Source organism: Noviherbaspirillum sp. (assembly GCF_035627455.1).
Classification (GTDB): Bacteria; Pseudomonadota; Gammaproteobacteria; order Burkholderiales; family Burkholderiaceae_D; genus Noviherbaspirillum.
This window is the reverse complement of the sequence record NZ_DASPLS010000017.1, coordinates 22,960-34,663: the sequence shown is the minus strand read 5'-3', so window position 1 is coordinate 34,663 and position 11,704 is coordinate 22,960. Positions and strand designations below refer to the sequence as shown.

Below are 11,704 nucleotides of genomic sequence, written 5' to 3'. Positions count from 1 at the left end.
CTGGCATTGGCCGGCTGCGCGACGGCGACCAAGATCGAATCGGGCGAGCAGAACATCGGCGAGCGCCTGCGCTTGACCCTGGAAGGCTCATGGAACCAGATCAGCGCGCCGGGCATGAACGGTCCGAATTGCCAGACCTGGACCATGGAAGGCTTGCCGGTCGATCAGCTGCTGATTTATTCGGGGCTCAAGAACGATGAACCGATTCACGCGGGCTCGAATGCGGGCGGCAACAAGAAGGTCTTCAAGTTCCGGTCGGACATGCAGCCTGACCAGATCGTCGCCCTGTTCGAAGGCATGCTGACGCGCGACGGCTCGTCCTTCCGGCTGGTGAAACTCGAACCCGCTTCATTCGGCGGCGGCAAAGGCTTCCGCTTCGAGTACAGCCTGGTGCGCAAGGCCGACAACGTGGAACTGTCGGGAACCGCGACCGCCGTCGTGAACAAGGGCGAACTGTTTGCGATCCTGTACCAGGCGCCGAAGCTGGTGTTCTATCCGCGCCACCAGCAGCGCGTCGCGCGCATCATGCAGAGCGCGCGGCTGCACGGCGCATAATCTGCAGCGCGGGCGGCAGGATGCCCGCTGCCCGCGCTGAGGTCCCCGCGCCGCGTTGGGCACGGGACCGTGGCCGGCCGTTCGCCGGCCAACCGGCACTGCCCGGGATTCCGCCTCAGACCCCGCCCATGCACAGGTACTTGATTTCGAGGTACTCGTCGATCCCGTACTTCGAGCCCTCGCGTCCGAGGCCGGACTGCTTGACGCCGCCGAACGGGCCGACTTCGTTCGAGATGATGCCGGTGTTGATGCCGACCATGCCGTATTCCAGCTTTTCCGCCACCCGCCACACGCGGCCGACATCGCGCGAGTAAAAGTAGCTGGCCAGGCCGAACACCGTGTTGTTGGCGGCGGCGACCGCTTCGTCCTCGGTCCGGAACGTGGTGACCGCGGCGACCGGGCCGAAGGTTTCCTCGTTCATCACCAGCATGTCGGCGGTCACGTTCGCCAAGACCGTGGGCTCGTAGAAGCGGCCGCCGAGCGCATGCGCCTTGCCGCCGGCAAGCAGCTTCGCGCCCTTGGCGGTGGCGTCGGCCACATGCTCCTCGACCTTGGCGACCGCCTGGTCGTCGATCAGCGGGCCCTGCATCACGCCGGATTCGAAACCGTTGCCGACCTTGATCTTCGCCGCGCCGGCGGCGAGCTTTTCGACGAAGGCGTCATGGATGGATTCATGCACATAGATGCGGTTGGTGCAGACGCAGGTCTGGCCGGCGTTGCGGTACTTGGAGGCGAGCGCGCCTTCCACCGCCGCGTCGAGGTCGGCATCCTCGAACACGATGAAGGGCGCATGGCCGCCGAGTTCGAGGCCGATCTTCTTGATCGTCGGCGCGCACTGCTGCATCAGGATGCGTCCGACCGGCGTCGAACCGGTGAAGGACAGGTGGCGCACGACGGTACTTTCGCACAAGACCTTGCCGACTTCGATCGAGCGCTCCGAGTCGGCGGTGACGATATTGATCACCCCCGGCGGCATGCCGGCGCGGTGCGCGAGTTCGGCCATTGCCAGCGCCGACAGCGGCGTTTGCTCCGCCGGCTTGATCACGATGGTGCAGCCGGCGGCGATCGCCGGCGCGACCTTGCGCGTGATCATCGCAATCGGGAAATTCCAGGGCGTGATCGCGGCGCACACGCCGACCGGCTGCTTCAGCACCAGCATGCGCTTGTCGGTCCAGGTCGACGCCAGCACGTCGCCCGACACGCGTTTGGCTTCCTCGGCGAACCACTCGATGAAGCTGGCGCCGTACATCACTTCGCCCTTGGCTTCCGGCACCGGCTTGCCTTGCTCGGCGGTCATCAGCACCGCCAGGTCGTCCGCATGCTGCAGCAGCAGCTCGTACCACTTGCGCATGATGCCGGCGCGTTCCTTCGCGGTCTTGGCGGACCAGAGCGGGAAGGCGGCGCTGGCGGCATCGATCGCCTTGCGGGTGTCTTCCGCCCCGAGGTTCGGCACCGCAGTGATGGTGGTGCCGTCGGCGGGGTTGGTCACGGGGAAGCTGGCGTTGCCTTCAACCCAGGCGCCGTTCAGGTACGCCTGGCTGCGCAGCAGCGCGGCGTCTTTCAGCGGGGGAATACCTCTGGCGGGATGCGACATGATGGACTCCTCGTTCTCGTGCGAAGTGGGAAAACATCAAGAATAGCGCAAAGCCGCTGTTATTGCCGCTGCACCGCCCGCACGAAATCCGGCAGCCGGCGTCCCTGCTGGTCGGGGTAGGCATCGGCCTCGGTCAGCTCGCCGACCCGGTCAAGCCGGAACGAACGGAAGTCACCGCGCAGCTCGCACCATGCCGCGACCAGCCAGGTGCCGCCCCAGAAATACAGTGCGAGCGGCCAGATCATGCGACGCGTCACGCGTTGCTGGGCATCGGCATAGCCGAGATCAAGCCGGCGCCTGCGGTTGATCGCCTGGCGCACCGCTTCCAGCCGCTCGCCATGCAAGGGATCGGCCTGGAAGGCGGGCGCGAACAGCGGCGTCGCCTCGACGAAGTCGCGCTTGTCGCGCGGCAGCGCCAGCGTCACCTTGGCCAGCGCGGCGGCGCCGGACGCGGCGAGCTGCGGTCCGCCCCAGGCCTGCACCATGCGGATACCCGCCACCAGCGCTTCGATTTCATCCGGAGAAAACATGAGCGGTTGCAAGTCGTAGCCGGGCTTGATCCGGTAGCCGATGCCCGCCTCGCCGTCGACCGGCACGCCGGACAGCGACAGCGTGCGGATGTCGCGGTAGATGGTACGTTCGGAAACTGAAAGCCAGTCGGCCAGCTGCTTCGCGGTGGTCAGGCGGCGGCCGCGCAGGTATTGCGCGATCTGGAACAGGCGGTCGGCGCGCTGCATCAGCCCCGTCCTCCGCGCGCTTCCAGTTCCAGCAGCAGGCGCAGCCGGTCGTCGCGCGCCACCTCGCGCCAGTCGCGGTTCGTCAGCGCGCCTTCCAGCGCCCACAGCAGGTTGAGGCTTGCCGGCTGCCCCGCCTGCCGCAATGCAAGGTAAGCGCCGACCGCACCGCGCGCCGCGAGGTCGGCGCGGGAATGCACGCCGATCGCGGCGAGCATTCCCGCTGACTTCGGGCCGAGGCCCGGCAGGTCGGTAATGGGCGGGTTGGTCATCGTCCGATTGTGGCAAACGCCGGCTACGGCGTCTAGGCCATCGTATGCAAGCCCAGGCGGTTGCCTTCGGTATCGATGAAGTGGGCGATGTAGCCGAGGTTGTCGGGCAGTTCGGTCTTGCCCAGCACCACCCGGCCACCAGCCGGTTCGATGCGCGCCAGCACCTTGTCGATCGACACCCCGCCATTCAGGTAGATGACGGTACCGTCCGGCCCCGGCGCGTACGGTTCGCCCTGGATTACGCAGCCCACGCCTTCGCCGGAGGGCGATGTGAAGATGCCCATCGGGAAGCTGCCGAACCTGTCGGATTTCAGCTCGCAGTCGAACACCGATTCGTAGAAGCGGGAAGCGCGTCCGAAGTCGGTGGAAGGAATTTCAAACCAGTCGATGTGTTGCATGATGTTCTCCTGTTGTCTGCCTCATGGCAGGACACATCATGCGCGAGGGCTCCTGACAGCAGTGTGTCAGGAGCCTTGCGGCTCTGTTTTACAAGCTACTGCGCGACCCGGCCCGCTCGCTGCGCCTGTCAGACAGCGCGCCTACTCCGCTTTCGGCAGCGCGCCTTCGCGGCGGTTGAATCCCGCCACCATGTCGAAGCGGAACAGCCGGCATTCGAGCGCGCCGTTGAAGAACGGCGTCTTGCGCGATTCCTTCAGGCGCAGCATCTTCGGCAGACCGAGGTCGGCGGTGAACAGGAAAACCTGCCAGCCGGCAAAGCGCTGCTTGAGCGTCGCGCTGAAGGCGCTGTAAAAGGAGGCCGCCATTTCGTCCGGCTCCTGCGAGCGGTCGCCGCGCACGCCGATGCGCTCGCCGTAGGGCGGGTTGGTCAGGATCATGCCGGGCGCCTCGCTCGGCGGCTTCACTTCCTGCGCCTCGATCTGCTTCAGCGGCACATCGAACTGGATGCCGGCCTTGCGCAGGTTGTTGCGGGTCATGACGATCATGTCGCCGGAAATGTCGCTGCCGAACAGGGTCGGCGCGGTGGGCAGGGGTGCGGGTTTGAAACTGCCCTTGATCGCCAGCCATTCATCGCTGTTGAACCCGAGGAATTTCTCGAACGCGAAGCTGCGGCGGGCGCCGGGCGGGATGCCGGCCAGGATCTGCGCCGCTTCGATCAGGATGGTGCCCGAGCCGCACATCGGGTCGAACAGCACGGTGCCCGGCTTCCAGCCGGCGGTCCGCAGCAGGCCGGCGGCAAGGTTTTCGCGCAGCGGCGCATCGCCGGTTTCCTCGCGCCAGCCGCGCTTGAACAGCGCTTCGCCCGAGGTGTCGAGATAGACGGTATAGGTATGCGCATCGAGGAAGCCGGTGATGCGCATGTCGGGCGTGCGGGTGTTGACCGAGGGCCGCTTGCCGTACAGGTCGCGGAAGCGGTCGCATACCGCGTCCTTGATCTTCAGCGTGGTGAATTCCAGGCTTTTCAGCGGCGACTTGATCGCGGTGAGGTCGACCCGGATCGTGTGGTCGACGTCGAACCATTCCTCCCAGGCCTGCGCCAGCGTCAGGTCGTAGATGTCGTTCTCGTTGACGTACTTGCCGTTCGCGATGCGCAGCAGCACGCGCGACGCGATGCGGGAATGCAGGTTGAGGCGGTAGCTGTCGGACAGCGAACCCGAGCAGTGCACGCCGCCCGGCACCTGGTTGTGCACCTTCAGGGTGCTGCTGTGCTGCGCGATCTCGCCGATTTCTTCGGCGAGCGCGGCTTCCAGGCCGCGCGGGCAGGGACAGAAAAATGAATGCGACATGGGGAACCCTTTATCCGTAATAAATTCTTTTCACTCTTTCGTTGCCGACCGATTGGCAAAGAACGGTAGGGTGGGTAGAGCGAAGCGAAACCCACCGCAATGGCACATCTGATGAACACGGTGGGTTTCGCTGCGCTCTGCCTCGGCGGCCCCGCCCACCCTGCAATCCACTATTTCGCGAAAGCACGCTCCAGGAAGTCCAGCCGGTCCTGGCCCCAGTAGCCTTCGCCTTCGTACACGTACCATGGCGCGCCGAACACGTTGGCCGCGATCGCTTCGTCGGTATACCTGTCGTATTCGGCCTGCACGCTCGTGGTCTCCGACGATTTCAGCAGCGCGCGGCCGTCGAAGCCGGCCTCGCTGCCGATCGCGGCGAGCGTGTCGGGATCGCCGGCATTCCTTTCCTCGGCCCATACCGCCCGCATCACGCGGCCGGCAATATCCAGCGCCGCATCGGTGCCATGCGCGAAGCGGGCCGCAATGATCAGCTTCGCCGACGGATCGCCCGGCACCGGGAAATACTTCGGCTGCAGGTTCAGCGGCATGTTCAGGTGCGCGCTCCAGCGCTTGAGCTCGACCAGCCGGTAAGCCTGGCGCTGCGGCGCGCGCTTTGCCAGCGGCAGCCCGCCGGAGACGCTGAATACCTTGCCGATGTCGCTGGGTTTGACGTTCACCTGCACGCCGTGTTTTTTCGCCAGCGCGACGAAGCGCTCGTGCCCAAGGTAGGTCCAGGGCGATTGCGGCGCGAAGTAGTAGTCGCAGACCTTGGTCATCGCAGCCTCCATCACGGATCAGAACGGTTTGAGGACGACGAGCACGACGGCGCCCAGCAGCCCGAGCGTCGGCGCTTCGTTGAACCAGCGGTACCACTTGTGGCTGTGCGTATTCTTGCCGTTTTCGAACTTGCGCAGCAGCACGCCGCAACCGTGGTGGTAGAACACCAGGAGCACGACGATCGCGAGCTTCGCATGCATCCAGCCGTTGCCCGGTCCCTTGCCGACGCCGAAGCCGAGCCACAGCCACAGGCCGAGCGCCAGGGCCGGCACCGCGAGGATTGTCATGAAGCGGTACAGCTTGCGCGACATCGCCAGCAGCCGCGCGGTGGCGTTCCTGTCGGTTTCCATCGCAAGGTTCACATAGATGCGCGGCAGATAGAACAGGCCGGCGAACCAGGAAGCGACGAAGAAGATGTGCAGCGACTTTACCCAGAGATAGAGCATACGTTCCGTCCGTTGTTGTTATTCCCGCACTTCGCCGTGGCCGAACACCACGTACTTCAGCGAGGTCAGGCCTTCCAGGCCGACCGGGCCGCGCGCATGCAGCTTGTCGTTCGAAATGCCGATCTCGGCGCCCAGGCCGTATTCGAAGCCGTCGGCGAAGCGCGTCGATGCATTCACCATCACCGACGCGGAGTCGACTTCGCGCAAGAAGCGCATTGCCCGGCTGTAGTCCTCGGTGACGATCGCGTCGGTGTGCTGCGAAGACCAGGTGTTGATATGCTCGATCGCTTCGTCCACGCCGCCGACGATCTTCACCGCGAGGATGGCGGCGAGGTACTCGGTGCGCCAGTCTTCCTCGGTGGCATCGGCCAGGCGCGGATAACCGGCGAGCAGGGCGCGCGCTTCGCCGTCGGCGCGCAGTTCGACGTCCTTCGTGCCGTACAGTTCCGCCAGCTTCGGCAGCACCAGCGGCGCGATCGCGCGCGCGACCAGCAGGGTTTCCATCGTGTTGCAGGTGCCGTAGCGGTGGCACTTCGCATTGAAGCAGATTTTCAGCGCCTTCTCGATGTCCGCGCGGTCGTCGATATAGACGTGGCAGATGCCGTCGAGGTGCTTGATCATTGGCACCTTGGATTCCTTCATCAGCCGCTCGATCAGGCCCTTGCCGCCGCGCGGCACGATCACGTCGACATACTGCGGCATGGTGATCAGTTCGCCGACCGCGGCGCGGTCGGTGGTCTCGACGACCTGCACCGCGTCATCCGGCAGGCCGGCGCCGACCAGGCCTTCCTTGACCAGCTTCGCCAGCGCCTGGTTGCAATGGATCGCTTCCGAGCCGCCGCGCAGGATGGTCGCATTGCCGCTCTTGATGCACAGGCCGGCGGCGTCCACCGTGACGTTCGGCCGGGCTTCGTAGATGATGCCGATCACGCCCAGCGGCACGCGCATCTGGCCGACCTGGATGCCGGTCGGGCGGTATTTCATGTTGGAGATTTCGCCGATCGGGTCGGGCAGCGCGGCGATCTGTTCCAGGCCTTCGGCCATCGTCGCGATCGCCTTGTCCGACAGCGTCAGGCGATCGATCATCGCGGCGGCCAGACCGTTCTCGCGCGCCGCGTCCAGGTCGCGGCGGTTGGCGGCGCGCAGCGCATCCGCGTCGCGCCGGATGGCGGCGGCGATCAGCGACAGCGCGCGGTTCTTCGCGGCGGTATCGGCCTTGGCCATTGCGCGCGACGCCTTGCGGGCGCGCCGGCCGAGGTCGTTCATGTAGTGCTTGATGTCCATGTCGTGACTCTGGTTCGATATTGCAAATTTCCCGTCCCGGTAGAGCGCGCTCTGCGCACCGCGGCGAAGGTTGGTGCGCGCAGCGCACCCTGCGTCACGGCGGTCTCTAACCGCGCGCGACTTTCAGCCCCAGCTGCAGCAGCGCATCCCACGCATCGCCGGCGTATGCCTTGGCCCTTAATCCCTTGACCATCTTATCGATTTGCGCCGCTTCCTGCAGCGCCGCTTCCAGCGTGGAAAGCTTCAGGCGCCGCAGCGCCGGCTCCATCAGCTTCTCGCGCGGTCCCCAGATGCGGTATTCCTTGAGCAGCATGCCGACCGACTTTCCCTGGGCGGCGCCGGCCTTGACCTTGAGCAAGGTACGGATTTCTTCCGCCATCGCCCACAGCACCAGCGGCAGCGCCTCGCCTTCGCCTTTCAGGCCTTCGATCATGCGCACCAGCCGCGCCGCATCGCCGGCCAGCATCGCTTCATTCAGCTTGAACACGTCGTAGCGCGCCACATTGAGCACCGCATCCTGTACCTGTTCGAAGCTCAGCTTGCCTTCGGGATAGAGCAACCCCAGCTTTTGGATTTCCTGGTGCGCGGCGAGCAGGTTGCCCTCCACCCGGTCGGCGATGAAATCGATGCTTTGCCGGTCCGCGCTTTGTTTCTGCGCGGCGAGCCTGGCGCCGATCCAGCCGGGCAGCTGGGTGCGTTCGACCAGCGGAATGTCGATGTACACCGCCGCCTGCTGCAGCGCCGCCACCCATGCGCTTTTCTGGGTCTGCCAGTCGAGCTTGGGCAGCGTGATCAGCGTGACGTTGTCCGGATTGAGCGCGCCCGCGTATTCCTGCAGCGCCTGCCCGCCGTCCTTGCCCGGCTTGCCGGTCGGGATGCGCAGCTCGATCAGCTTGCGGTCGCCGAACAGCGACTGCGACTGGTTGGCCGCCAGCAGCTCGCCCCATTTGAAGCTGCGCTCCACCACCAGCACCTCGCGCTCGGTCAGGCCTTGTGCGCGCGCCGCGCGGCGGATGCGGTCGGCAGCTTCGAGCGCCAGCAGGTGTTCATCGCTGGTGATCACGTACAGCGGCGCGAGATTCTTCGCCAGGTGCGCGTCGAGGGCGTCGAGCCGCAGCTGCATGATGTTTTTCCTCAGGCCGTCTTCAGTGCCGACAGGCGGCGCAGGATCTGCTGCACCAGGTCGGACTGCATGTCGCGGTAGAGCATTTCCTCTTCTTTTTCCTTCGCGATCACCTGCGATTCATTGAAGCTGATGTCCCGCTTCAGCACGATCTCGGTCGGCGCCAGCAGTTCGCGCTCCTTGTTGTCCTTGACCCGGAAGCGCAGCCGGTAAAACAGCGAATACTCGCGGATGCGGCCCTGGGTGTTGAGCGTGAGCGCGGACTTTTCCTTCGCCTCGTTGAGCACTTCGATGATCGCATCGGCTTCCTTCGGATCGGTGACCACGCTGCTGTCGCCGCTGGCGCGGATGTAGCGCCGCAGCTCGATGCCGAGCGGCGAGGTCTCCGCCACGCCGATGTAGATGGTCTTGAACGGCAGGCCGGCGGAGCCGTTGGCGCCGCGCAGCTGGAAGCCGCAGGCGGACAGCGCGAGGGCTGCGGTCAGGGCGAGGGCGGCGCGGCGTTTCATCGGCATCTCCGGTCAGGCAACGATGTTGACCAGCTTGCCGGGCACGATGATGACCTTCTTCGGCGCGCCTTCGACAAACTTCTTCACGTTCTCGTTGGCCAGCGCCGCGGCTTCGATCGCCGCCTTGTCGGCATCCTTGGATACCTTCACGCTGCCGCGCAGCTTGCCGTTGACCTGCACTACGAGCTCGATTTCCGCCTGCTCCAGCGCCGCCGGGTCGACCTGCGGCCAGGGCGCGTCGAGGATGTCGCCGAACGCGACATGGAAGCCGAGTTCCTGCCACAGCACATGAGTGATGTGCGGCGCGACCGGATACAGCACGCGCAGGAACACCGACAGGCTTTCCGCGACGACCGCGTTGGTCTGCGCCGATTCGTCCAGCTTCGCGCCTTCCAGCGTGTTGAGCATCTTCATGCACGCCGACACCACCGTGTTGTACTGCAGGCGGCGGAAGTCGTGGTCGGCCTGCTGCAGGATCTTGTGCACTTCGCGGCGCAGCGCCTTGTGCGTCTCCGGCAGCGCGCCGAAATCGACTTCCTGCGATGCCTTCACCCGGCCGGCCTGCGCATGCGCATAGGACCAGACGCGGCGCAGGAAGCGGTTAGCGCCTTCCACGCCGGCGTCGTTCCATTCCAGCGTCTGTTCCGGCGGCGACGCGAACATCACGAACAGGCGCGCGGTGTCGGCGCCGTACTGGTCGATCAGGTCCTGCGGATCGACGCCGTTGTTCTTCGACTTCGACATCGTGCCCACGCCGTCGTAGGAGATGGCCGAACCGTCGCTCTTCAGTTTCGCGCCGGTGATGCGGCCGCTGTCGTCGTAGACGTTCTCGACTTCATGCGGCCAGAAGTATTCGATCGCGCCCTGCGGCGTGCGGCGCGAGTAGATGTGGTTGAGCACCATGCCCTGCGTGAGCAGGTTGGTGAACGGCTCATCCACCTTGACCAGCCCGAGGTCGCGCATCACCTTGGTCCAGAAGCGCGCATACAGCAGGTGCAGGATCGCGTGCTCGATGCCGCCGATGTACTGGTCCATCGGCATCCAGTAGTTGGCGCCGTCGGCGACCATCTTCTCGTCATTCTTCGGATCGCAGTAGCGCATGAAGTACCACGAGGAATCGACGAAGGTATCCATGGTGTCGGTCTCGCGTCGCGCCGGCTTGCCGCACTGCGGGCAGTCGCAGCGCAGGAAGTCCTCGCGCTTGTTCAGCGGGTTGCCCGAGCCGTCCGGCACGCAGTCCTGCGGCAGCACCACCGGCAGGTCCTGCTCCGGCACCGGCACCGGGCCGCAGGAGTCGCAATGGATGATCGGGATCGGCGTGCCCCAGTAGCGCTGGCGCGAAATGCCCCAGTCGCGCAGGCGCCAGGTGGTCTTCTTCTCGCCGTCGCCCTTCACCGCCAGGTCGGCCGCGATCCTGTCGACCGCCGCCTTGTACCCCAGCCCGTCATACGCGCCGGAATTGACCGTCACGCCGCGCTGCTTGTCGGCATACCATTCCTGCCAGGCATCGGTGGAATAGGTCTCGCCTTCGACTGCGATCACCTGCTTGATCGGCAGGCTGTATTTCTTCGCGAACGCGAAGTCGCGCTCGTCGTGCGCCGGCACGCCCATCACCGCGCCGTCGCCGTAGCTCATCAGCACGTAGTTGCCGACCCAGACTTCGACCTTTTCACCGGTCAGCGGATGGCTGACGAACAAGCCGGTGGGCAGGCCTTCCTTTTCCTTCAGCGCGAGTTCGGCTTCGGTGGTGCCGCCGCGCTTGCATTCCTCGATGAAGGCTGCCAGCTTCCCGTTCGTGGCCGCGGCGTGCGAGGCCAGCGGATGCTCGGGCGCCACCGCGCAGAAGGTCACGCCCATGATGGTGTCGGCGCGGGTGGTGAACACGAACAGCTTGCCATCCTGGATCAGCTTGCCTTCGGCGTCGTGGATCTCGTGCGGGAAGGCGAAGCGCACGCCTTCGCTCTTGCCGATCCAGTTTTCCTGCATGATGCGCACCCGCTCCGGCCAGCCGGGCAGCTTGTTGACCACATGGTCGAGCAGTTCCTCGGCGTAGTCGGTGATCTTCAGGTAGTAGCCGGGGATCTCGCGCTTTTCGACCAGCGCGCCGGTGCGCCAGCCGCGGCCGTCGATCACCTGCTCGTTGGCCAGCACCGTCTGGTCGACCGGATCCCAGTTGACCACCTGCGTCTTGCGGTAGGCGATGCCCTTTTCCAGCATCTTCAGGAACAGCCACTGGTTCCATTTGTAATAGCTCGGATCGCAGGTCGCCACTTCGCGCGACCAGTCGATCGCCAGACCCATCGCCTGCATCTGCTTCTTCATGTAGGCGATGTTGTCGTAGGTCCACTTTGCCGGCGGCACGCCGTTTTTCAGCGCCGCGTTCTCCGCGGGCAGGCCGAACGCGTCCCAGCCCATCGGCATCAGCACGTTGTGCCCGTTCATGCGCAGGAAGCGCGTGAGCATGTCGTTGATGGTGTAGTTGCGCACATGGCCCATGTGCAGCTTGCCGGACGGGTAGGGCAGCATGGAGCAGGCGTAGAACTTTTTCTTTTCCTTGCCGTTCCTGTCTTTTGCGTGTTCGACGGTCTTGTACGCGTCGATGGCATGCCAGTGGTCGTGCGCCGCTTTTTCGACGTCTCCGGGGAGATATTTTTCTTGCATGACGGAT

12 protein-coding genes are annotated in these 11,704 nt (G+C 65.2%); 1 reads left to right on the top strand and 11 read right to left on the bottom strand.

Annotation, left to right across the window (positions count from 1 at the left end):
* The coding region (locus VEC01_RS03480; protein ID WP_324898795.1) for a hypothetical protein at positions 1 to 555 on the top strand (555 nt) is incomplete at its 5' end.
* 115 nt (positions 556 to 670) lie between these two features.
* Here the strand turns inward: VEC01_RS03480 and VEC01_RS03475 are convergent.
* The 11 genes from VEC01_RS03475 to leuS all read right to left on the bottom strand — a co-directional run bounded on the left by VEC01_RS03475 (position 671) and on the right by leuS (position 11,697).
* Positions 671 to 2,149 carry an NAD-dependent succinate-semialdehyde dehydrogenase gene (locus tag VEC01_RS03475; protein WP_324898793.1) on the bottom strand — a complete coding sequence of 493 codons (1,479 nt, stop codon included), beginning with the start codon at positions 2,147 to 2,149 and terminating at the stop codon, positions 671 to 673.
* 59 nt (positions 2,150 to 2,208) lie between these two features.
* The gene (locus VEC01_RS03470) at positions 2,209 to 2,886 is read right to left on the bottom strand and encodes a YafY family protein (protein WP_324898791.1); all 678 of its coding nucleotides are present in this window, start codon (positions 2,884 to 2,886) and stop codon (positions 2,209 to 2,211) included.
* The gene (locus tag VEC01_RS03465) at positions 2,886 to 3,155 is read right to left on the bottom strand and encodes a TfoX/Sxy family protein (RefSeq protein ID WP_324898789.1); all 270 of its coding nucleotides are present in this window, start codon (positions 3,153 to 3,155) and stop codon (positions 2,886 to 2,888) included. The genes VEC01_RS03470 and VEC01_RS03465 overlap by 1 nt, the downstream gene beginning before the upstream one ends.
* 32 nt (positions 3,156 to 3,187) lie before the next feature.
* Positions 3,188 to 3,553 carry a VOC family protein gene (locus VEC01_RS03460; protein WP_324898787.1) on the bottom strand — a complete coding sequence of 122 codons (366 nt, stop codon included), beginning with the start codon at positions 3,551 to 3,553 and terminating at the stop codon, positions 3,188 to 3,190.
* A 141-nt stretch (positions 3,554 to 3,694) separates the two neighbouring features.
* Positions 3,695 to 4,900, bottom strand: coding sequence for a class I SAM-dependent RNA methyltransferase (locus VEC01_RS03455; RefSeq protein ID WP_324898785.1), 1,206 nt, complete (start codon positions 4,898 to 4,900; stop codon positions 3,695 to 3,697).
* 170 nt (positions 4,901 to 5,070) lie between these two features.
* On the bottom strand, positions 5,071 to 5,673 hold the full coding sequence (locus VEC01_RS03450) for a 2-hydroxychromene-2-carboxylate isomerase (RefSeq protein ID WP_324898783.1): 603 nt from the start codon (positions 5,671 to 5,673) through the stop codon (positions 5,071 to 5,073).
* A gap of 18 nt (positions 5,674 to 5,691) precedes the next feature.
* On the bottom strand, positions 5,692 to 6,120 hold the full coding sequence (locus VEC01_RS03445) for a CopD family protein (RefSeq protein ID WP_324898781.1): 429 nt from the start codon (positions 6,118 to 6,120) through the stop codon (positions 5,692 to 5,694).
* Positions 6,121 to 6,138: 18 nt separating this feature from the next.
* Complete coding sequence (locus tag VEC01_RS03440) at positions 6,139 to 7,404, bottom strand: glutamate-5-semialdehyde dehydrogenase (protein ID WP_324898779.1); 1,266 nt, start codon at positions 7,402 to 7,404, stop codon at positions 6,139 to 6,141.
* A gap of 106 nt (positions 7,405 to 7,510) precedes the next feature.
* Positions 7,511 to 8,527 (bottom strand): DNA polymerase III subunit delta, encoded by a 1,017-nt coding sequence (holA, locus tag VEC01_RS03435; RefSeq protein ID WP_324898777.1) that lies wholly within the window; start codon positions 8,525 to 8,527, stop codon positions 7,511 to 7,513.
* An 11-nt stretch (positions 8,528 to 8,538) separates the two neighbouring features.
* Complete coding sequence (gene lptE, locus VEC01_RS03430) at positions 8,539 to 9,036, bottom strand: LPS assembly lipoprotein LptE (protein WP_324898775.1); 498 nt, start codon at positions 9,034 to 9,036, stop codon at positions 8,539 to 8,541.
* 12 nt (positions 9,037 to 9,048) lie between these two features.
* Positions 9,049 to 11,697: a leucine--tRNA ligase gene (gene leuS, locus VEC01_RS03425; protein WP_324898773.1), complete on the bottom strand. Its 2,649-nt coding sequence runs from the start codon at positions 11,695 to 11,697 to the stop codon at positions 9,049 to 9,051.
* Positions 11,698 to 11,704 lie beyond the last annotated feature (7 nt).

What these genes read in the sequence shown, in the direction of transcription:
- VEC01_RS03450 (WP_324898783.1), bottom strand. Translation starts at nt 5,673, where the DNA reads ATGACCAAGGTCTGCGACTACTACTTCGCGCCGCAATCGCCCTGGACC.
- VEC01_RS03470 (WP_324898791.1), bottom strand. Translation starts at nt 2,886, where the DNA reads ATGCAGCGCGCCGACCGCCTGTTCCAGATCGCGCAATACCTGCGCGGC.
- lptE (WP_324898775.1), bottom strand. Translation starts at nt 9,036, where the DNA reads ATGAAACGCCGCGCCGCCCTCGCCCTGACCGCAGCCCTCGCGCTGTCC.
- holA (WP_324898777.1), bottom strand. Translation starts at nt 8,527, where the DNA reads ATGCAGCTGCGGCTCGACGCCCTCGACGCGCACCTGGCGAAGAATCTC.
- VEC01_RS03455 (WP_324898785.1), bottom strand. Translation starts at nt 4,900, where the DNA reads ATGTCGCATTCATTTTTCTGTCCCTGCCCGCGCGGCCTGGAAGCCGCG.
- VEC01_RS03440 (WP_324898779.1), bottom strand. Translation starts at nt 7,404, where the DNA reads ATGGACATCAAGCACTACATGAACGACCTCGGCCGGCGCGCCCGCAAG.
- VEC01_RS03445 (WP_324898781.1), bottom strand. Translation starts at nt 6,120, where the DNA reads ATGCTCTATCTCTGGGTAAAGTCGCTGCACATCTTCTTCGTCGCTTCC.
- VEC01_RS03475 (WP_324898793.1), bottom strand. Translation starts at nt 2,149, where the DNA reads ATGTCGCATCCCGCCAGAGGTATTCCCCCGCTGAAAGACGCCGCGCTG.
- VEC01_RS03465 (WP_324898789.1), bottom strand. Translation starts at nt 3,155, where the DNA reads ATGACCAACCCGCCCATTACCGACCTGCCGGGCCTCGGCCCGAAGTCA.
- VEC01_RS03460 (WP_324898787.1), bottom strand. Translation starts at nt 3,553, where the DNA reads ATGCAACACATCGACTGGTTTGAAATTCCTTCCACCGACTTCGGACGC.
- leuS (WP_324898773.1), bottom strand. Translation starts at nt 11,697, where the DNA reads ATGCAAGAAAAATATCTCCCCGGAGACGTCGAAAAAGCGGCGCACGAC.